Below are 13,498 nucleotides of genomic sequence, written 5' to 3' on the forward strand. Positions count from 1 at the left end.
TGTCCTCAAGCGGTCGCGATCGGCAGCAGCACGCGGAACACCGTGCGCCCCGGCTCGGACTCGAAATCGATCAGGCCGCCATGGCCGGCCACCAGCTTGGCCACCAGGGCGAGGCCAAGGCCTGCGCCATTGGCCTTGGAGGTTACGAACGGCTGGAACAGACTTTCGCGGATGTGCTCGGGGATGCCCGGGCCATTGTCCTGGATACGCACCTCCAGCGGCGCGCCGCGCAGCGTCTGGCCCTTGGCCGAACGCACGCGGACACCGTGGCGATAGGCGGTGTGGATCGAAACCTCGCCGCGGCCGTCGCCCCGCGCGTGTGCGGCCTCGGCGGCGTTCTTCACGAGGTTCAGGAAGATCTGGATGAGCTGGTCCTCGTCGCCCAGGACTTCCGGCAGCGAGGGGTCGTAGCTCTCCTTCAGGCCGAGGCCGTCGGCCACGCCGTTGGCGGCGAGCGCCCGCACCCGGTCGAGAATCTGGTGGATGTTGATCGGCGACAGCGTCGGCAAAGCGTCGTCGGAGAACGCCTCCATCCGGTCGACGAGGCGTCGCACCCGGTCGGTCTCGTCCACGATAAGCTGGGCGAGCGGCGCGTCCTCGGCCTTCGCGCCCGCCTTCAGGAGCTGCGCGGCCCCGCGGATGCCGGCCAGCGGGTTCTTGATCTCATGGGCGAGCATGCGTCCCAGGCCCACCAGCGAACGGAGCCCAGCCGCCTCGTGGGCGCCGCGATCCACGCCCAGGCCGTTCTTGACCGACAGGGTGAGCAGCACCGAGCCGTCGCCCAGCGGCGCGGCGGCGCCGTCGGCTTCGAAGGGCGGCAGGCCGAACAGGCTGATCTGCACGCCGCGCTCCCGGACGCGGCCGTCTTCCTCGATCGCGCGGTTGAGCAGCGACACCAGGGCCGAGCCCGGCGGCAGGGCGGCGCGGAAGCGCCCGCGCGCCAAGAGGCCCAGTCCTTGGCCGAACAACGCCTCGGCCGCCTCGTTGGCCGCCACCAGGGCGCCATCGGCGTCGACGACGAGCCCAGGATCGGGACTGAGTTCGAAGGCGGCCGCCTTCAGGGTGTCCATATCGACCGGCTTGGCCTGGGATTTCGTCTTTCCCGTCATGCCGCGAGCCTCTCTTCCGGAGTGCGCCAGAGGGCTTGAAGCCCCCGTTCCACCGATCGGGCGTCCTCCAGGCGGCAGAGCGCCGCGCGCGCTTCTCTCCGGGCCTGCGCATCGGCGGGCCAGGGGGCGTTTTCGATGTAGGCGGCCAGATGCTTGCGGAAGATCCGCAGGCCCAGGCGTTCGCCGTAGAAATCCAGGCTTTCGCGCAGGTGGCGCGTGGCGATGTCGAGGCGGGTCGCCGCGTCGGGCTCGACGAAGGCGCCGCCCCCCAGCTCGGCCTCGATCTGGGCCGCGATCCACGGCCGGCCGTAGACGCCCCGCCCGACCATCACCGCGTCCGCGTTGGACGCCTCCAGGGCGGCCCGCGCCGTGATCCCGTCGACGATGTCGCCATTGACGATCACCGGGATCGAGACCGCCGCCTTCACGTCACGGACGGCGGCCCAATCGGCGGCGCCCTTGTAGAACTGGCAGCGGGTGCGGCCGTGGACCGTGACCGCCTGGACGCCGAGCGCCTCGGCGCGTCCCGCGAGCTCCGGCGCGTTGCGCGAGCCGTCGTCCCAGCCCAGGCGCATCTTCACCGTCACCGGCACATCGACGGCGCTCACCGCCGCGGATATCAGCTCGCAGGCCAGATCGGGCTCCCGCATCAGGGCCGAGCCGGACGCTGCGCCCGTGACCTCCTTGGCCGGACACCCGAAGTTGAGGTCGACGATCTGAGCCCCGGCCGCCACCGCCATGCGCGCGCCCGCAGCCACCAGCGCGGGGTCGCGGCCGACCAGCTGGACCACCATCAGGGGCAGCCCCTCGCCCACCGCGGCGCGGCGGACGACGTCCGGGCGGCCGCGCGCGAATTCGGCGCAGGCGACCATCTCCGTGGCCACGTACGACGCGCCCAGACGGCTGGCGGCGAGACGGAATGGCAGGTCGGAAACGCCGGTCATGGGCGCGATCAGCACCCGGCCCCCGATTGAAACCCCACCGATAACGAGCGAACTGCTCATTTTGTAATCAACCCCTTCGCCGTCTTTTTAGGCACATGTTGCGGCGCCGTAAAGCTGGAAGAATTGACCGGTGTTCCGTAAGACCCGCGCATGACGTTTTCGACTGTAATCGTTGCCGCGGGTGAGGGCTTGCGCGCCGGGCCGGGCGAGCCCAAGGCCTGGAGGGCGCTCGCGGGGAAGCCCGTGCTGCGTTGGTCGGTCGAAACGCTGCTCGCCGCCGGCTCCGCCGAAACCGTCGTCGTGGTGGCCCGCGACCGTCTGTCGCAGGTGGGCGAAGCGCTGGCCGGACTGTCAGGCTGGCGCGCTGTGGCCGGCGGGGCGAGCCGGGCCGCCTCGGTCCAGGCCGGGCTCGCGGCCCTGGGCGCCGACCGGCCCGTGCTGATCCACGACGCGGCCCGGCCGTTCGTGACGAAAGCGCATGTGGATCGGTTGCTAGCGGCCCTGACCGACGCCGAAGGCGCCATCCCCGCCCTGCCGGTCCCCGACACCCTGAAGCGGGGCGACCGTGTGGTCGAAACCACGGTGGCGCGCGACGGTCTCTGGCGCGCCCAAACGCCCCAGGCGTTCCGCCGCGAGGCGCTGGCGGCGGCCTACGCGGCCTGGCCGGGCGACGCCGAACCGACCGACGACGCCGGGGTGGTCGAGCGCGCCGGGGGGCGCGTCGCGCTGGTCCCCGGCGACCCGATGCTGATGAAACTGACCTGGCCGGAGGATTTCGCCATGGCCGAGCAACTGGCGGGCGGCCGCCGGATCGTCCGCATGGGCCAGGGGGTGGACGCCCACCGCTTCGGCCCCGGGGACGCGGTCTGGCTCTGCGGGGTGAGGATCCCCCACGACCACGGCCTCGTCGGCCATTCCGACGCCGACTGCGCGCTGCACGCGCTGACCGACGCCGTGCTGGGGGCCATCGCCGACGGCGACATCGGCGCGCACTTCCCGCCCTCGGATCCGCAGTGGAAGGGCGCCTCGTCCGACCGCTTCCTGGCGCATGCGGTGGAGCGGGTCGCAGCCAGGGGCGGCCAGGTGCTGAGCGCCGACGTCACCCTGATCTGCGAACGGCCCAAGATCGGTCCGCACCGCGAGGCGATGCGCGCCCGGGTGGCCGAGATCATGGGCCTGCCGGTCGACCGGGTGAGCGTGAAGGCCACGACGACCGAGGGCATGGGCTTCACAGGCCGCGGCGAAGGCCTGATGGCCCAGGCGGTGGCGACGGTGGAGACGCCGATCTAGAGCCCGCCGGGGTGAAGTGGATGCCGGTTCACCCGCCCGGGCGTGCTCTACAGGCTCTAGTCGTTACGCCCGGCCCAGCGCGCCTTGAGGTTGGCGTAGAGCGCGCCCGCGAGGTTCATGTAGTCGTCGGTCCACGGTCGCGTCAGCGTTGGATCGGCCGCCTGCCACTGGCCGCTGGCGCGGAACGGTTCGAGCGCGGCCGCCGTCCGGGCCACGATCACGGCGTCCTCGGGCGACTCCCAGCCGTGTTCCCGATCGTCCGGCGGACGGTACCGCTGGGCCAGCGCATGGCCACCGGCGGCGACGGCCACGGCCTGGGCCGGCCCCATCAGGTCGAGGTTGCGGTTCGACAGGTGCAGGATCAGCACGCCATCAGGCTTGAGCTTGGTCAGGTAGCCGCGCACGGCTTCGACCGTCAGCAGGTGCGCCGGCACCGCATCGGACGAGAAGGCGTCGAGCAACAGGATATCGAACCCGCCGGGGGGCTGGCGCGCGACGGTGAGCCGGGCGTCGCCGATCACGTAGTCGACCGGCCCCTTGGCGCAGAGGGTCGTGTAGCTGAAATTGTGCGGATCGGTGGAGATGCGCACGACCAGCGGGTCGATCTCGAAGAAGGTCAGATGGTCGCCTGGCCGGACGTAGGCGGCGACCGAGCCCGTCCCGAGCCCCACGGCGCCGATGCGCAGGGCCGGCGAGCGGGCCGCCTCGGCGCGGAACACCTGGCCGATCGGCGTGCCCGGCGAATAGTAGACCAGCGGGCGGCAGCGGAACGCGGGTTCCTCCGCCTGCGCGCCGTGGAGCGTGGTCCCGTGGGCCAGCATCTTCACCGTCCCGCCCAGCGCCGGGACGTAGGTCTGGGAGCGGCGCAGCACGCCGAAGAAGCTGCGCCAGCTCTCCCGCGTGTCGGTGCGGTCGGCGGTGATCTCGGCCGCGTACGAGAGGATCGCGACGATGGCGAAGAGGAAGATCGCCCGGTCGCGGACCATGAAGGCCGAGATGACCGCCACGGCCAGCAGGCCCTTCAGGCCCATGTCGAAGAGTTCGGCCTGGTCGAGGTCGCCCACGACGGCGGCGTGGGTGAGGTGCGGCGCGGCGAGGCCCAGCGCCACGGGCGTGGCGACCGCCGCCAGCAGACCGGTGACCAGCATCACCCAGGTTGAGATCGGGATCCGGCGCAGATCGCCCCGCGGGCGCGCCAGGCAGGAGAGCGCGAGGACGATGGGATATTCCCACACGTTGTCGAAGATCACCGGGGCCACGAAAGCGTTGAACCCGCCGCCGATGACACCGCCCAGCGACAGGCAGAGGTAGAACTCGGTGAGGTGGGCGGGGTCGGGCCGCCGCGCGACGAGGCGCTGGTGGCACATCAGCGCCGTCAGGAAGAAGGTCGCCGCCTGGATAAACAGTTGCAGGGCGAAGAAGGTGGAGCGGAACGGCAGGAACGCCGCGCACGCCGCGATGGCCAGGCCCTGGAGCGTCAGCGTCAGGTCGGGCGAGATCAGCGGCCGGTCCTGGAAGGCGATGATGAAGGTGGCGAGGTAGAGCGCCAGCGGCAGCACCCAGAGGAACGGCGCCGAGGCCACGTCCGTGGTGATGTAGGTGGTCACGCCCAGCATCAGGCTGGAGGGGATCGCCGCCAGGGCGACCCAGGCCGCCCGGTCGCGCCATCGGGGCGCCGGGCCAGCCGCCTCGGCCGGACGCGGTGCGACGGCCGGCGCGCGGGAGACCGCCAGGGCGAGGACGGCGATCACCAGGACGAAGGCGCCGTAGCCGAGGCTCCAGCCGTATCGCTGCCCGGCCAGGGTGAAGAGCGGCTCGACGATCACCGGATAGGCCAGCAGCGCCAGCAAGCTGCCGAAGTTGCTGGCCGCGTAGAGCGCATAGGGCTCCTTGCCCTCGGCGGCGCCGAGGGTGCGGGCGTACCAGGCCTGGACGAGCGGCGCGGTGGCCGAGAGCACGGCGAACGGCGCCCCGATCGAGAGCGCCAGCACGGCGAGCAGCCACAGGTTCGGATGGTCGGACGACGGCGCCCCGGCAAGGGCGTTGACCCGCAGCGGCAAGGCGGCCGCGGCCAGCACCAGGGCCGCACAATGAGTGGCCGCCTGCGCCCGCACCGAGGGGATGCGCTGGAGCAGGTGGGCGTATCCGTAGCCGACCAGCAAGGCGAGCTGGAAGAACGCCATGCTGGTGTTCCAGACCGACGGGCTGCCGCCCAGCAGCGGGAGCACCAGCTTGGCCACCATGGGCTGGACCACGAACACCAGCGCGGCGCTGGAGAAGACGGTCAGCACGAAGAGCTGCGGCGGCGCGTGTGCGGCGCGGGCCGGGGCGGCGAACGTGGTCATGGATGCAATTCGGCTTGATCCGGGCGGACGAGCGATGCTCTGTGCCACACAGCCTTGGGGGGAAAGGGACCGCATGTCGATGTTCAACCTGGAGATCGTGACCCTCGCCCGCCTGCTGATCGACGAGGCGCGGGAGCGGTCTCTCAGGATCGTCACGGCGGAAAGCTGCACTGGCGGGCTGGTGGCGGGCGCGATCTGCTCGATCCCCGGGTCCTCCGACGTCTTCGAGCGAGGGTTCGTCACCTATTCAAACCGCGCCAAGCAGGAGCTCCTGGGGGTGCCCGGCGATCTTATCGCCGACCTCGGCGCGGTGTCCGAGCCCGTCGCCCGGATGATGGCGGAGGGCGCGCTGGAGGCGTCGAACGCCCATCTGGCGGTGGCGATCACCGGCGTGGCGGGCCCCGGCGGCGGCACGCCGATGAAGCCCGTCGGCACGGTCCACATCGCCACCGCGCGGAGCAACCAGCGCCTCATGCACGCCGAGCACTTCTTCGAGGAAGACACCCGCGAAGGCGTCCAGCTCGCCGCCGTTCAGGCGGCCCTGCAGATGCTTCGCGACCGGCTGGCTTGAGCGGTTCCGCCCATATCGTCCGGGCGCTTCGGCGCCGCGACCTGATGGGCGTTCTGGCCAATGCGATGATCGGCGCGGGCATGCTGGCCGCGCCCTCGAAGGTGTTCGTGCTGGCCCACGGCTGGAGCTTCGCCGTCCTGGCGGCGGCCGCCCTCATCACCACGCCGCTGATCTTCTGCTTCGCCGAGCTCGGCAGCCGGTTCTCCAACACCGGCGGGCCCTACCTCTACGCCCGCGCCGCCCTGCCCGGCTGGATCGCATTCTCGGTCGGCTGGATGCTGTGGATCAGCCAGGCGCTGGCCCTGGCCACCCTGTCGAACCTGCTGGTGAGCTATCTGGCCGGCTTCGTTCCCGTCCTGGCGTCAGGACTGCCGCGCGCCGCCACGATCATCGGCCTCGGCCTGGCGATGACCGTGATCGTCCTGCGCGGCGTCCGGGAGTCGGCGGCCAGCAGCAACGCGCTGATCGTGGTCAAGGCGGTGTTCGTCGTGGGGTTCGTGGCCGCGGGGGTCTGGTTCATCCAGCCGGAGCGCCTCGCCGTCGTGCATCCGCCGCCCGACCCGACCACCCTGGCGCGGGCCGTGCTGATCTATCTCTTCGCCTATTCCGGCTTCGAGCGCGCCGGGGTGATCGCGGGCGAAGCCAAGGACCCGCGCCGCGACGTGCCCATGGCGCTGCTGGCCAGCGTGGCGCTGGTCACCGTGGCCTATGCGACGGTGCTGCTGGTCTGCGTGGGCGTGCTGGACGACCCAACCCTGACGGACCGGCCGCTCGCCGAGGTGGGCGCCCTGCTCTTCGGGCCCGTCGGCCAGGTGGCCGTCTCGGCGGGCGCCATCGTGGTGATCCTCGGCACCATCGTCTCGGGCGTCCTGGTGATGCCGCGGATCCTGCTGGGACTGTCGGAACAGGGCCAGCTTCCGGCGTTCCTCGCGCGGGTGCATCCCCGCTGGCGCACGCCTCACATCGCGATCCTGATCTCCTCGGTCGCGGCCTTCGGGGCGGCGCTGATGAGCGACCTGCTGAGCAGCCTGACGTTTTCCACGGCCGCCCGGATCATCAGCTATGTGCTGTGCTGCCTGGCCCTGTGGCGGCTGTCGCGGCGGGCCGACGCGCCGCCCCCCGAGTTCCCTCTCCCGGCGCCCGGCCTGTTCGCGATCGCCGCCGGCGCGATCTTCGTCGGCGTTCTGGCTTTCGCCGCCACGGCCGAGCTGCCGGTGCTGGCCGGGGTGCTCGCCGTCGGCCTGATCCTGTACGCGATCAGTCGCCGTACAGCGCCTTCGCCCGATCCTCGAAACAGCCCATGAGCCGTTCCACCGCGTGGTGGAAGTTGGCCGCGAGCAGGCCGTCCAGCAGGCGCGACTTGAACTGGAAATCGATGTCGAACTCGATCCGCGTGTCCCCCTCGCCCTCCGGCAGGAAGCGCCACTGGTTGACCAGCTTGCGGAACGGGCCCGACAGCAGGCTGACGTCGATCTGACGTTCGCCCGCGTCGCGACGGACGCGGGTGGCGAAACGCTCCCTGAGGAACGAGAAACCCACACCCGCCTCGGCGTCGAGGGTGTCGACCCCACCGCCGTGATCGCGCGCATTCCAGGTCCGCATGGCGGTGATCCAGGGCACGAACTCGGGGTAGCGGGCCACGTCGCCGACCAGGGTGAAGAGCTGGTCGGGCGCGTACGGCAGCACCCGGGAGACGTGGTGGTGCAACTAGGCGGCCGCCTCTTGCGCCCGCCGCGCCGCCTGGAGCCGGGCGAAATCTTCGCCGGCGTGGTGCGAGGACCGGGTCAGGGGGCTGGCCGAGACCATCAGGAACCCCTTCGCGCGGGCGATCTCCTCGTAGGCGCGGAATTCGTCGGGATGCACGAACCGGTCGATGGGCGCGTGCTTGCGCGTCGGCTGGAGGTACTGGCCGATGGTGATGAAGTCGACGCCGGCGGAACGCATGTCGTCCATCACCTGCATGACCTCCTCCTTGGCCTCGCCAAGGCCGACCATCAGGCCCGACTTGGTGAACTGGGCCGGATCGCGCTCCTTCACCCGTTCCAGGAGGCGCAGGGAGTTGTAGTAGCGGGCGCCCGGGCGGATCGGCAGGTAGAGCCGCGGCACCGTCTCGAGGTTGTGGTTGAAGACATCGGGCCGGGCGTCGATCACCGCGGTTACGGCCTCGATCGGCTTGCGCAGGAAGTCGGGGGTCAGGATCTCGACCGTCGTCTCCGGCGCAGCGGCGCGGATGGCATGGATCACCGCGGCGAAGTGCGCGGCCCCGCCGTCTGCGAGGTCGTCCCGGTCGACCGAGGTGATGACCACGTGCTTCAGGCCCATCTTGGCCACGGCGTCGGCGACCCGGGCCGGCTCGGTGGGATCAAGCGGCGCGGGTTTGCCGGTGGCCACGTTGCAGAAGGCGCAGGCCCGGGTGCACACCTCGCCCATGATCATCATGGTGGCGTGGCTCTTGGACCAGCACTCGCCGATGTTGGGACAGGCGGCCTCCTCGCAGACCGTGACCAGCCCGTGGCCCTTCACGATCTCGCGGGTGGCGTTGTAGCCCGGCGAGCCCGGCGCGCGGACGCGCAGCCACTCCGGCTTGCGCAGGATGGGACTATCAGGGCGCGCCTGCTTTTCGGGGTGTCGGGGTCGCTTGGCGCCCACAGTGTCGATGACCACGGCCATGGTCCCTAGATCGTCCGTCCCGGCCTTCGGATCAAGCGCCGCGAGGCCGCGGGGGCGGATGCGGCCCGCTCACGCTCCGTTACCGATCTTTTCAGCGCCGAAGGGCGGCGATAGGTTCGCGGTAACAAGAATATTCGGGAGGCGGCAGCCCTTGAGTCCCTTCGATAGCGCCGCAGCGCAATCCTCGGTCTTCGACGCGCTCATCGAGGCGGCGAAGACGCACGGCGCGAAGAAGCCGATCCTGGAAGACCAGGAACGCAACCCCCTCAGCTACACCGACCTGATCCGCGCCGCCTTCGCGCTGGGCCGTAAGCTTTCGGCGATGACGAAGAAGGGCGAACGCGTCGGCGTCATGCTGCCCTCCAGCTCGGGCGGGGTGGTGACCTTCTTCGCGCTCCACGCTTTCGGCCGCGTGCCGACGATGCTGAATTTCACGGCCGGCATCCGCAACCTGAAGGCCGCGTGCGAGCTGGCGGGCGTGAAGACCGTGCTGACCTCGCACCGCTTCGTGGAACAGGGGAAGCTGCACGACCTGACCGACGCGCTCGAGACCATCGCCAAGGTGGTCTACCTGGAGGACGTGCGCGCCACCGTCGGTCTCGCCGACAAGGTCTACGCCGCCGCCGCGGGCGTCCTGCCCGGGCAGTTCCGCATCGCGTGCAAGCCGTCCGACCCCGGCGTGATCCTCTTCACCTCCGGCAGCTTCGGCGCGCCGCGCGGGGTGGTGCTGAGCCACGCAAACCTCGTCTCCAACTGCCGCCAGATCGCCCAGCACATCGCGCTGGACCCCGCCTGGGTGTTCTTCAATCCGCTGCCGATCTTCCACTGCTTCGGCCTGACCGGCGGCGCGCTGCTGCCGATCTTCACGGGGATGAAGGCGTTCCAGTACCCCTCGCCCCTCCACACCAAGCAGATCCCGCCCCTGATCAAGGACACCAAGGCCTCGGTGCTGCTGGCGACGGACACCTTCGTGAACCAGTACGCGCGGGTGGCCGCGCCTGGCGAGCTCGCGGGCCTCAAGTTCGTGGTCTGCGGCGCCGAGAAGGTGCGCGACGAGACCCACGACCTCGTGGCCGAGCGGTTCGGCCCGATCCCGCTGCTGGAGGGCTATGGCGCCACCGAGGCCTCGCCCGTGATCGCGGTGAACAAGCCCGAGGACAACCGGCGCGGGACGGTGGGAGGTCTCCTGCCCGGCGTCGAAGCGCGGCTGGAGCCGGTGGAAGGCATCCCCGGCGGCGGCAAGCTGCTGGTGCGGGGCCCCAACGTGATGGTCGGCTACCTGGCGCCCGGCGGCGGCGTCGAAGCCCCGGCCGGCGGCTGGCACGACACGGGCGACGTGGTGTCCATCACCGACGACGACTGGATCAGGATCCTGGGGCGGGTGAAGCGCTTCGCCAAGGTTGGCGGCGAGATGGTCTCGCTCACAGCCGCCGAGGACCTGGCCGCCCACGTCTGGCCGGAATGCCGCCACGCCGTCATCGCCCTGCCCGACGCGCGCAAGGGCGAGCGGCTGGTGCTGGTGACCGACACCCACGACGCCGAGGTGGCGCCTCTGCTGGCGCACGCCCAGCACATCGGCGCGCCGGAGATCGCCGTCCCGCGGAAGATCATCAAGGTTCCCGAGATTCCGCTTCTGGGCACCGGCAAGACCGACTATCCGGCGATCCAGCGGATCGTGGAGGCGGAAACGCAACGGGCGGCATGAGGCTGGCGACGATCCCGCGAACGGAGCCTTGCGGATGAGCAGCCAGACCGACCCGACCGAAGCCACGCTGCTGCGGCGCGTCGCCGTCCACCTGACCGCCTTCGTGGTGGCCGGCGGGCTCGCCGGAGGCCTGCTGACCGCGGCCATCCTGGTCCCCGCCACGCTTGGCGGCCAGACCAGCGCGCCGGCGATCCTGGCCGCCGTGGCCGGGGCGATCCTGTTGAGCGTGATGTTCGGCGCCCCGGCGGCGGCGCTCACCGGCCTGATCTCCATCGCGCTGCGGCGGCGATCGCTGGCCGTCTGGTACTATGTGATGACCTGCGCCGTGCTGGGATCGGTGGCGGCCGGCGCCCTCTTCGCGCTGCCGCAGCTCGCCGCGCACCTGCCGGTCCAGACCTCCGCCATCGGCCTCTGGGGCCTGGCGGGCGGACTGGGCGGATTGACCGGCGGCTGGATCACCCGGGCGCGGGGCCGCTGAGCGGCTCGGCCTGATCAGATGTGCAGCACCCGCCCGTAGGCGTCCAGAGCGGCCTCGTGCATGGCCTCGCTCATGGTCGGGTGCGGGAAGACGGTGGCCTGCAGCTCGGCCTCGGTGGCCTCCAGCGTCATGGCCAGGGCGAAGCCCTGGATCATCTCGGTGACCTCGTGGCCGATCATGTGGGCGCCGATGAGCGCGCCCGTCTTGCCGTCGAAGATGGTCTTCACGAAGCCGTCGGTCTCGCCGGCGGCGATGGCCTTGCCGTTCACGCGGAACGGGAAACGGCCGACCTTGGGCTCCAGCCCCTGCTCCTTGGCCTGTGCCTCGGTAAGGCCCACCGAGGCCACCTGCGGGGTGGTGTAGGTGCAGCCGGGGATCGGTGCGGTCAGGTTGGTGGGCTTGAGCCCGGCGATATGCTCGATGCAGTGGACACCCTCGTGGCTGGCCTTGTGCGCGAGCCAGGGCGGCCCCGCCACGTCGCCGATGGCGTAGAGGCCCGCAACGCCGGTCGCGCCGTGGGCGTCGGTGACCACGTGGGTCTTCTCGACCTTCACGCCCAGGGCTTCCAGGCCCAGGTCCTCGACATTGCCTACGATGCCGACCGCGACGATGGCCACGTCGGCGTCCAGCACCTCGGACTTGCCGCCGGCCTCGATCTCCAGCGAGACGCCGTTCTTGTGCTTGGAGAGCTTCTTCACATTGGCCGGCACGCGGAACTTGATGCCGCGCTTCTCGAACGCCTTGTGGGCGGCCTTGGAGACCTCCTCGTCCTCGACCGGCAGGATGCGGGGCATCATCTCGACGACGGTGACCTCCGAACCCAGCGCCCGGTAGAAGCTGGCGAATTCCATGCCGATGGCGCCCGACCCGACGACCACCAGCGACTTGGGCGCCGACTTCGGGACCAGGGCCTCGCGATAGGTCCACACCCGCTCACCGTCCGGCTCCAGGCCGATGGCGGGGATCGTGCGCGCCCGCGCGCCGGTGGCCAGAATCACGTGCTTAGCTGTGAGTTTGCGCGAACCCACGACGACCGTGGGCGCCGGCGCGCCCTTCTCGAGCCTGGCCGAGCCTTCGACCACCTCGATCTTGTGCTTCTTCATCAGGAAGGTGACGCCCGAATTGAGCTGGGCGGCCACCTTGCGCGAGCGCTGGACCACGGCTTCGAAGTCGAAGCCGCGCTTCTCCACAGCGAGGCCATAGTCCTTGAGATGGTCGAGCTGCTCGTAGACCTCGCCCGACTTCAGCAGCGCCTTGGTGGGGATGCAGCCCCAGTTCAGGCAGATGCCGCCCAGCTCGGCCCGCTCGACGATGGCCGTCTTGAAGCCGAGCTGGCTGGCCCGGATGGCGGTCACATAGCCGCCGGGGCCGGAACCGATAATGATGACGTCGAACTGATCAGCCATCAGAGCAGGGCCTCGATCGCCCCGTCCAGGGCTTTGGGGTCAACGGTGGGCGCGAAGCGGTGAACCACCTCGCCCTGGCGGTTCACCAGGAATTTCGTGAAGTTCCATTTGATCCCCTCGGTCCCCAGCACGCCCTTCCTGGCCCGCTTGAGATAGCGGTAGAGCGGGTGCGTCCCGGAGCCGTTGACCTCGATCTTCTTCATCATCGGGAAGTCGACCTCGTAGGTCAGGGAGCAGAAGTTGGCGATCTCGGCCGCATCGCCAGGCTCCTGCGCGCCAAACTGGTTGCAGGGGAAACCCACCACCACGAAACCGCGATCGCGGTAGCGCTTCCAGATGGTCTCCAGCCCCGCGTATTGCGGGGTGAAGCCGCACTTCGACGCCGTGTTGACGATCAGGACCACCTTGCCGCGATAGGCCGACAGCGGCGCGGGTTTGCCGTCCAGCGTCTCGGCTTCGAAGTCGTAGATGGTGGTCATGGCCAGCCTCAGACGATCATGTTGATGGGGTCTTCCAGCAGCGGCTTGAAGGCCGCGAGCCAGCGGGCGCCGGTGGCGCCGTCCACGACCCGATGATCGCAGGTGAGCGTGACGCTCATCACCGTGGCCACGGCGAGGTCGTTCCCGCGGACGACGGGCCGCTTCTCGCCGGCGCCGACCGACAGGATCGCGCCCTGCGGCTCGTTGATGATCGAGGCGAAGTTCCTGATCCCGAACATGCCGAGGTTGGAGACCGAGAAGGTGCCGCCCTGGAACTCCTCGGGCTTCAGCTTCTTGTTGCGCGCCCGCTCGGCCAGGTCCTTGGCCTCCTGGGCGATCTGGGCCAGGCCCTTGGTCTCCGCCGCCCGGATGATCGGGGTGATCAGACCGCCCGGCACCGCCACCGCCATGGCGATGTCGGCGTGGTGGTGCATCGCGATGCCGTCCGGCGTGTAGGAGGCGTTGGCCTCGGGCACGCGCTTGAGCGCCACGGCGGCGGCC

At 70.5% G+C, this 13,498-nt stretch carries 13 protein-coding genes; 5 read left to right on the forward strand and 8 right to left on the reverse strand.

What is annotated here, in order from left to right; genetic code table 11:
• Window positions 1-5 precede the first annotated feature (5 nt).
• Together GC203_RS10190 and dusB are read right to left on the reverse strand one after the other, a co-directional pair.
• Entirely contained in the window at window positions 6-1,070 is a 1,065-nt protein-coding gene (locus GC203_RS10190) for an ATP-binding protein (RefSeq protein WP_293453917.1), read from the reverse strand.
• A 35-nt stretch (window positions 1,071-1,105) separates the two neighbouring features.
• Window positions 1,106-2,113 (reverse strand): tRNA dihydrouridine synthase DusB, encoded by a 1,008-nt coding sequence (dusB, locus tag GC203_RS10195; protein WP_293453883.1) that lies wholly within the window; start codon window positions 2,111-2,113, stop codon window positions 1,106-1,108.
• A gap of 90 nt (window positions 2,114-2,203) precedes the next feature.
• Here dusB and GC203_RS10200 point away from each other — a divergent pair, with 90 nt between their 5' ends.
• Entirely contained in the window at window positions 2,204-3,343 is a 1,140-nt protein-coding gene (locus GC203_RS10200) for a bifunctional 2-C-methyl-D-erythritol 4-phosphate cytidylyltransferase/2-C-methyl-D-erythritol 2,4-cyclodiphosphate synthase (RefSeq protein ID WP_293453885.1), read from the forward strand.
• A 56-nt stretch (window positions 3,344-3,399) separates the two neighbouring features.
• On the opposite strand, the gene GC203_RS10205 is transcribed toward GC203_RS10200, so the two are convergent.
• Entirely contained in the window at window positions 3,400-5,688 is a 2,289-nt protein-coding gene (locus tag GC203_RS10205; RefSeq protein WP_293453887.1) for a fused MFS/spermidine synthase, read from the reverse strand.
• 79 nt (window positions 5,689-5,767) lie between these two features.
• Here GC203_RS10205 and GC203_RS10210 point away from each other — a divergent pair, with 79 nt between their 5' ends.
• Window positions 5,768-6,259 (forward strand): CinA family protein, encoded by a 492-nt coding sequence (locus tag GC203_RS10210; protein ID WP_293453919.1) that lies wholly within the window; start codon window positions 5,768-5,770, stop codon window positions 6,257-6,259.
• The gene (locus GC203_RS10215) at window positions 6,256-7,563 is read left to right on the forward strand and encodes an APC family permease (protein WP_293453889.1); all 1,308 of its coding nucleotides are present in this window, start codon (window positions 6,256-6,258) and stop codon (window positions 7,561-7,563) included. The genes GC203_RS10210 and GC203_RS10215 overlap by 4 nt, the downstream gene beginning before the upstream one ends.
• Here the strand turns inward: GC203_RS10215 and GC203_RS10220 are convergent.
• The gene (locus GC203_RS10220) at window positions 7,517-7,966 is read right to left on the reverse strand and encodes an SRPBCC family protein (RefSeq protein ID WP_293453890.1); all 450 of its coding nucleotides are present in this window, start codon (window positions 7,964-7,966) and stop codon (window positions 7,517-7,519) included. The genes GC203_RS10215 and GC203_RS10220 overlap by 47 nt on opposite strands.
• A complete protein-coding gene (gene lipA / locus GC203_RS10225; protein WP_293453892.1) occupies window positions 7,967-8,929 on the reverse strand; it encodes a lipoyl synthase in 963 nt (320 codons plus the stop codon).
• Between the two features lie 151 nt (window positions 8,930-9,080).
• Here lipA and GC203_RS10230 point away from each other — a divergent pair, with 151 nt between their 5' ends.
• The gene (locus tag GC203_RS10230; RefSeq protein ID WP_293453894.1) at window positions 9,081-10,634 is read left to right on the forward strand and encodes an AMP-binding protein; all 1,554 of its coding nucleotides are present in this window, start codon (window positions 9,081-9,083) and stop codon (window positions 10,632-10,634) included.
• Window positions 10,635-10,668: 34 nt separating this feature from the next.
• On the forward strand, window positions 10,669-11,112 hold the full coding sequence (locus GC203_RS10235; protein WP_293453896.1) for a hypothetical protein: 444 nt from the start codon (window positions 10,669-10,671) through the stop codon (window positions 11,110-11,112).
• Window positions 11,113-11,126: 14 nt separating this feature from the next.
• Here the strand turns inward: GC203_RS10235 and lpdA are convergent, their stop codons facing one another.
• From lpdA to GC203_RS10250, 3 genes are all read right to left on the reverse strand, one after another.
• Window positions 11,127-12,518 (reverse strand): dihydrolipoyl dehydrogenase, encoded by a 1,392-nt coding sequence (gene lpdA, locus GC203_RS10240; protein WP_293453898.1) that lies wholly within the window; start codon window positions 12,516-12,518, stop codon window positions 11,127-11,129.
• Complete coding sequence (locus tag GC203_RS10245) at window positions 12,518-12,997, reverse strand: glutathione peroxidase (RefSeq protein ID WP_293453900.1); 480 nt, start codon at window positions 12,995-12,997, stop codon at window positions 12,518-12,520. Before GC203_RS10245 ends, lpdA begins: the two co-directional genes overlap by 1 nt.
• Window positions 12,998-13,005: 8 nt before the next feature.
• The coding region (locus GC203_RS10250) for a 2-oxo acid dehydrogenase subunit E2 (RefSeq protein ID WP_293453902.1) at window positions 13,006-13,498 on the reverse strand (493 nt) is incomplete at its 5' end.

Source organism: Phenylobacterium sp. (assembly GCF_016124325.1).
Taxonomy (GTDB): Bacteria; Pseudomonadota; Alphaproteobacteria; order Caulobacterales; family Caulobacteraceae; genus Phenylobacterium.